Annotated in this window: 5 protein-coding genes and 1 tRNA gene; 3 read left to right on the top strand and 3 right to left on the bottom strand. The window is 63.8% G+C overall.

All coding sequences use genetic code 11. The annotated features are described in order from the left end of the window. The 3 genes from L2A60_RS19655 to L2A60_RS19645 form a co-directional block, all read right to left on the bottom strand. A partial coding sequence (locus L2A60_RS19655; RefSeq protein ID WP_235706153.1) for a hypothetical protein occupies window positions 1-223 on the bottom strand: 223 nt, incomplete at its 3' end. Further along, a complete protein-coding gene (polA, locus tag L2A60_RS19650; RefSeq protein ID WP_235706152.1) occupies window positions 213-2,945 on the bottom strand; it encodes a DNA polymerase I in 2,733 nt (910 codons plus the stop codon). The genes polA and L2A60_RS19655, both read right to left, overlap by 11 nt. Then, window positions 2,945-3,139: a zinc-finger domain-containing protein gene (locus L2A60_RS19645; RefSeq protein ID WP_235706151.1), complete on the bottom strand. Its 195-nt coding sequence runs from the start codon at window positions 3,137-3,139 to the stop codon at window positions 2,945-2,947. Before L2A60_RS19645 ends, polA begins: the two co-directional genes overlap by 1 nt. 127 nt (window positions 3,140-3,266) lie before the next feature. On the opposite strand from L2A60_RS19645, the gene L2A60_RS19640 reads away from it, so the two are divergent. The 3 genes from L2A60_RS19640 to L2A60_RS19630 all read left to right on the top strand — a co-directional run bounded on the left by L2A60_RS19640 (window position 3,267) and on the right by L2A60_RS19630 (window position 5,891). Continuing rightward, a complete protein-coding gene (locus L2A60_RS19640) occupies window positions 3,267-4,181 on the top strand; it encodes an alpha/beta fold hydrolase (protein ID WP_235706150.1) in 915 nt (304 codons plus the stop codon). Window positions 4,182-4,505: 324 nt separating this feature from the next. Beyond that, window positions 4,506-4,582, top strand: a tRNA-Arg gene (locus tag L2A60_RS19635). A 551-nt stretch (window positions 4,583-5,133) separates the two neighbouring features. Further along, window positions 5,134-5,891, top strand: a protein-coding gene (locus L2A60_RS19630) for an IS5 family transposase (protein WP_235706149.1) whose coding sequence is annotated in 2 segments (ribosomal slippage) — window positions 5,134-5,467 and window positions 5,467-5,891 — 759 coding nt in all. Because the reading frame shifts where the segments join, the coding sequence is not laid out codon by codon here. Window positions 5,892-6,026 lie beyond the last annotated feature (135 nt).

Genomic DNA, 6,026 nt, shown 5'->3' with positions numbered 1-6,026 from the left:
CTCTTCGAGGCTGAGCTTCACCACATACTTCTTTACGGCACTTTGTTTCGCGGTCACGAACCATCTCCGTCGTTGCGGAGTCATCGAATCGAAGGTCCGCCGCAAAATCAATGACGGAGGGTAATAGTCTCATTTCGAAGCACGATGCCAGCGAAAAGTTAACAAACTGTTTGACGGTCGAGTGTTTCCGGCGCGGGAAACGACTCTCCGGCTCAATGCGCATCGGACCAGTTGGGGCCGATTCCCGCCTCGACCAGCAACGGCACCGAGAGCGCCGCCGCATTCTGCATCACCTCCCTGGCAAGCTGAGCAACCGCCTCCGCCTGATCCCGCGGCGCCTCGAACAGCAACTCGTCATGGACCTGCAACAACAACCTTGCGTCCAGCCCCGCATCGGCGATCGCCGCCGGCAGGCGCACCATCGCCCGCTTGATGATATCCGCCGCTCCGCCCTGCAACGGCGCGTTGATCGCCTGGCGCTCGGCATAGCCGCGCCGCGCCGGGTTCTTGTCGGCGATTCCCGGCACGTAGCAGCGTCGGCCGAACGGCGTCGTCACGTAGCCATGGGTGCGGGCGAATTCGCGTGTCTCGTTCATATAGCGGCGGATTTCGGGATAGCGCGCGAAATAGGCATCGATATAGCGCTTCGCCTCGCCATTCTCGATGCCGAGCTGACGCGCCAGCCCGAACGCCGAAATACCGTAGATGATGCCGAAATTGATCGCCTTGGCGCGCCGTCGCGTCAGCGGGTCCATGCCTTCCATCGGCACGCCGAACACCTCGGACGCGGTGCGCGCATGAATATCCTCGCCATCGCCGAAACTCCGCTTCAGCGCCGGAATATCGGCGACATGGGCAAGCAGGCGCAACTCGATCTGAGAATAATCGGCCGAAATCAGACTCTGGCCGGGGGCGGCGATGAACGCGCGGCGGATGCGCGCCCCTTCCGCGGTGCGGATCGGAATGTTCTGCAGATTCGGATCGTTCGAGGACAGGCGCCCGGTCGCGGCGATCGCCTGGGCGAAGCTGGTATGAACCCGGCGATCCTCCACGTCGATTTCGCCTACCAAAGCATCCGCGTAGGTCGATTTCAGCTTCTGCAGCTGCCGCCAGTCGAGAATCCGCGCGGGCAGTTCGAGGCCGACTTCGGCGAGTTCCTCCAGCACGGCGGCGTCGGTGCCCCAGGCACCGGTCTTGGTGCGCCTGCCGCCGGGCAGCTTCATTTCGTCGAACAGAATCTCGCCGAGCTGTTTCGGGCTGCCGAGATTGAAGGCATGGCCGACCAGTTTTTCGATATCGCGCTGGATCTCGTCCATCCTGCGTGCGAATTCGGCCGACATGGCGATGAGATCGTCGCGATCGACCATCACCCCAGCGCGCTCCATGCCGAGCAGCACCGGAACCAGCCTGCGTTCCAGGGTCTCATACAGAGCGAGCGCACGCGCCTCGCGCAGGCGTGGCCGGAGCAGCAGCCACAAACGCAATGTTACGTCGGCGTCCTCGGCGGCGTAGGCCGTGGCACGATCGATCGGCACCGCGGAAAAACCGATCCGGTTGCGCCCGGTGCCGGTCACCTCGTCATAGGCGATCGGTTTGTGATCGAGATGCAAGGCTGACAGTTCGTCCATGCCATGACCATGCGCGCCCGCTTCGAGCGCGTAGGAAATCAGCATGGTATCGTCGATCGGCGCGGCGTCCGGCAATCCGGCCCCGGCCAGGACGTGGAGATCGAACTTCGCGTTGTGAAAAATCTTAAGAATCGCCGGATCGTTCAGAACCGGCGCCAGCGCCTCGTATACTCTCGCGCGCGGCAATTGCTCGCCCAGTTCGTGACCAAGCGGAATATAGGCTGCGCGCCCCGGCGCGATCGCGAGCGAGATGCCGATCAGCCTCGTGCGCCGCGAATTGAGATCGGCGGTTTCGGTGTCGACGGCGACGCGCCCGACCGCGCGGATCGCAGCAATCCAGGTCTCCAGCGCGGAGTCGCTGTCGATCGTCTCGTAGGGACCGAACGGCGCATCCGGCGCAGGCTCATGCGCCGCCACAGGTTTCGCTTCGGCCTGCGCCTCGGTGCGGCGCGGCAATCCGTTCAGCCCCAGCCGCGCCTTGATGCTCTTGAAGCCTTGGGCATCGAGAAACGCCTGCAGAACGGCATCGTCATGCGGTGTAATGGCAAGATCCGCGATCGGCGCCGGCAGCGCGACATCGCACCGCAGCTCGACCAGTTTTCGCGAAATCCGCGCATCCTCGGCATGGGCCACCAGCGCGTCGCGCCGCTTCGACGGCTTCATCGCGCCCGATGCGGCCGCCTCGAGTATCGTCTCCAGCGTGCCATATTCGCCGATGAGCTGCGCCGCACCTTTGGGCCCGATGCCCGGCACGCCGGGCACGTTATCGACGCTATCGCCCATCAGTGCCTGCATCTCGATCATCTGGCCCGGCACCACCCCGAATTTCGCCATCACCTCGTCCGGGCCGATCGGCGTCTGTTTGATCGGGTCGAGCATCGACACGCCATCGCCGAGCAACTGCATCAGATCCTTGTCCGAGGAGACGATCACCACCTCGCCGCCTTGGCGCTTCATCGCCGCGGCATAGCTCGCGATCAGATCGTCCGCCTCGAACCCGTCCAGCTCGATCGCCGGCACCGCGAACGCCCTGGTCGCATCCCGCACCAGGGCGAATTGCGGGATCAATTCCTCCGGCGGCTCCGGCCGATGCGCCTTGTAGCGCGGATCGATCGCGTTGCGGAACGTCGTACGCCCGGCATCGAAAATCACCGCGAGATGGGTGCCGGTATGCTCCTTCAGCAGCCGCGTCAGCATGTTGCAGAAACCGAACACCGCATTGACCGGCGTGCCATCCTCTCGCGTCATCGGCGGCAAAGCATGAAAGGCGCGGAAAATGAACCCCGAGCCATCCACCAGAACCAGGCGCTGCCCCATCAATGCGCGCCGCCCGAAACCGCGCCCGCCGCCAGCACGTAGAGCCGGGAGCAATACGGGCACTTCACCTCGCGATCCTCGATTTTCAGGAACACCCGCGGGTGACCGAGCGGTTCGCCGCCGCCATCGCAGGCAACCACCCGATCATGAACCTGGATCGTCTCGAAGATCGGCGCTTGCGGTGCATCCGGCATGGAACCCCTCTTTGCTTGGTGACGCTGATCCATGATACCGCCGCTCGCCGTGATTTCATATCGCCCCCGCCGCTTGCTGCCGATCCTCTGGCTTCTGGCTCTCTCCGGCTGCGCACGACCATTCCACATGCCGGTTCCGACCGCGAAACATCCCATTGTCACTGCGGGATATTTCCGGCTCGCGAGCGGTGCCCGCCTGCCCTATCGGAATTGGCTGCCCAATGGCTCTCCGCGCGCCGTGGTGCTGGCGCTGCACGGCTTCAACGACAGCCGGGATGCCTGGGCGACGCCCGCACCAACCCTCACCCGCGCCGGGATTGCGGTGTTCGCGCCCGATCAGCGCGGTTTCGGCGCCGCACCGGGGCGCGGCCTCTGGCCCGGCACCGCCCGCATGGTGGGCGATGCGCGGCAGATGGCGGCGATCCTGCACCGGCGCTATCCCGGCATTCCGCTCACCATCATGGGCGAAAGCATGGGCGGCGCGGTCGCACTCCTGCTCGGGGCGCGGCGCGATCCCATCGTTACGTCCTATGTGCTGATCTCGCCGGCGGTCTGGGGCGGCCGCGCGATGGCCGCCCCGTTGCGATTCGCCGCCGCGCTGTCCGGCGCCGCCGTGCCCGGTTTGCGGCTGACCGGGCGGCAGGCGCATGTACTGGCGAGCGATAATCGCCGCGCCCTGCACCGTCTGTTCGAAGACCCCTTGACCATCCGGGCGACACGGCTCGGCACCGTCGCCGGCCTGGTGCGCATGATGGGCCGTGCCCAGGCCGCCTGCGCCCGCTTCACGCCGAGCCACGCCCTGATCCTCTATGGCGGCCACGATCAGCTGATCCCGAAACCCGCCATGGCGTCCTGCTGGCGCGCGCTGTCGCCCGATCCGGGCATCCGCCTCGCCTATTACCCGCCCGATTACCACCTGATGCTGCTCGACCATCAGCGCGCCACGCCGACCCGCGACATCGCTTCCTTCATCCTGCACCCGAACCGACCCTTGCCGTCCGATGCCGGGACCGATGCGACGATCTTTCTGGCGCGGCATTGAGCCCGCGCGCGAAACCCTCTATGCCGTCCGCACGGACCTGTAGCTCAGCTGGATAGAGCGTTGCCCTCCGAAGGCAAACGCAAGCTCTTTCTGCTGATCGAGGGTGTCGTAAAAATCGAGTGAAACCAAGCGATTGGCAAAACTCGAAGGAAGCATCAAAATTGCGTTCGAGGTCGCGGAAGCACCACGGAAGCAAACCGAAAGGAGGTTGTGGAGTACGAACGGCCGCAAACGACGGGGCTCAACCCCGCTTGGTTTGAGCCGATTCGATTGTTGGATTCGGGATTGACCCTGTTCGATCTCGGACACTATCTGAATATCGATGCGCCCGTAGCTCAGCTGGATAGAGCGCCACCCTCCGAAGGTGGAGGCCACACGTTCGAATCGTGTCGGGCGCGCCATTCTCTCGATGGCACTTTTCACATCCCATCAGATTGTGCGTTTTTGGCCAATGCGATCTGCACTGGGCAAGGCATCGTTCTTTACCGACATTGAGGCGTCACCTGTTCGAGGCTGCCGCGGATGCGAACAACCGGTGGCGTGGACTTCAGCAAGAGTCCACTGGTCTCGTCATTGAATGTGAGACGCCCGCCCACGCCGACTTGTGCTGCCCCTTGCTGCCGTCGTAGCGGATAACGCCGTCTGGCTCTGAATGGTCTTCCGTGAAAATTAGGCTGTCCATGGGCTTACGCATGCCATTTGCACCTGCACGCAGCACCAACCCTTGCGCTTGCAACCATCCACTGTGCCGAAAGAACGCAGACGAGATCCAAGCGAGGGCGAGCGAACACGACGTCGAGGCCTAAGCACGCTTATGCGCGGCCAGGGCATGGGTGGCGAAGGCACCTATTGTCGTGGAGATTTCAGCCAAACCGGTGTACGGGCACCTCTAGGGTCAGGACCCTTTACACGGCTCGACGCGGCGTGATTCTCGGGGTGTCGGAGGTGTCCGATGGCCGAGTTGTTCCTGCTGTCCCGTACTCAGATGCGGCGGATCGAGCCGTTCTTCCCCCGGTCACGCGGGCTTCTGCGCGTTGACGACCGGCGGGTCATTAGCGGCATCGTCTACGTCATCCGCCATGGCCTGCAATGGCGGGACGCACCGCGCGGCTATGGCCCGCATAAGACGCTCTATAACCGCTTTGTGCGCTGGAGCCGCCTCGGTGTATTCGAACGCATCTTCGCGGCTCTGGTAGCCAAAGCGGGCGAGCCGGACCGGCTGATGATCGATGCCACGCATCTCAAAGCGCACCGAACGGCCGCCAGCCTGCTCAAAAAAGGGGTTCTCCGCGCCGTATCGGACGAACCAAGGGCGGCCTGAACTCGAAGCTGCATGCCGTCTGTGACGGCCAGGGGCGCCCAGTCGTGATGCTGCTCAGCGAAGGCCAGATGAGCGATCACAAGGGCGCGGCAATAATCTTGCCCGCGTTGCCGCCAGCCCGCGAATTGCTCGCTGACCGCGGCTACGACAGCAACTGGTTCCGCGCCGGATTGATGAAGCGCGGCATAGCGCCTTGCATACCATCGACGCGCAGCCGAAGCATCCCGATAGCACACGACAAGGAACTCTACCGGCAGCGGCACCGCGTCGAGAACATGTTCGGCCGCATCAAGGACTGGCGCCGCATCGGCACCCGCTACGATCGCTGCGCCCACACCTTCTTCTCAGCCATCTGCATCGCCGCCATTGTCACGTTCTGGCTGTGGTAGTGAGTCCTGACCCTAGGGTGTGTCGTCATTTGACCGGGGGGATTGAACAAAACCGCTCTGCGGTAGTGATTTCCGGCTGATTTTGCGGCGCCGTTGATGGCGCACTTCACGCGACGGTCTCCTGTCTGAGAAGTT

It is taken from the genome of Acidiphilium iwatense (genome assembly GCF_021556475.1).
Taxonomy (GTDB): Bacteria; Pseudomonadota; Alphaproteobacteria; order Acetobacterales; family Acetobacteraceae; genus Acidiphilium; species Acidiphilium iwatense.
Note: the sequence above shows the minus strand (reverse complement) of the source record. Positions and strands in the feature narration are given on the sequence as shown.